At 61.6% G+C, this 606-nt stretch carries 1 pseudogene; it reads right to left on the bottom strand.

The window, feature by feature from the left end:
* Positions 1-606: pseudogene (locus tag EOA75_RS33600) on the bottom strand (S9 family peptidase); the annotation flags it as partial.

Raw genomic sequence — 606 nt, forward strand, 5'->3', positions numbered from 1 at the left:
TAGGTGAAGCGCATGACTTCGGTGTCGTATTCGTAGGAGCCGGAAAGGCCGAGCGAGAAGGCCTCCTCGTCGAAGGCAATGAGGTGCTCCTCGCCGTTTGCCCGATCGCGCACCACGATGCGCGGCAGGCCCTCCTTGCGTTCCAGCCTGACCATGTGGTGCCTGAAGCCGAGCACCGACAGGATCAGCCGGCCGGGCTCGTGCGGCACCAGTTCCTTCCAGTTGGCCTGCACCGGATCTTCGACCGGCGCGGTCATGATCTTGAAGTCCTTGGCGCCGTCGGCATTGGTGAGGATGAAAAAGACGTCACCACCTTCCTCCAGGTCATATTGCAGGCCGGTCTCGCGCGCCGCCACCAGCTTCGGCTCGGCGAACGGCTCGTCGGCGCGCAGAAGCCGGTATTCGGAGGTTTCATGATCGTTGATGCCGATCATGATCCAGTCGTTGGAACGCGTGCCGCTGACGTCCATGAAGAAGCCGGCATCCGTCTCTTCGTAAATCAGCCGATCGTTCTCCGGATTGTCGCCAAGCGCGTGGAAGAACACTTTTGACGGGCGGTGGCTGTCGTCGAGGCGGGTGTAGAAAAAGCCGTCGTCTCCGGCATTC

Origin of the sequence: Mesorhizobium sp. M1A.F.Ca.IN.022.07.1.1, from assembly GCF_003997575.1 — a bacterium.
Lineage (GTDB): Bacteria > Pseudomonadota > Alphaproteobacteria > Rhizobiales > Rhizobiaceae > Mesorhizobium.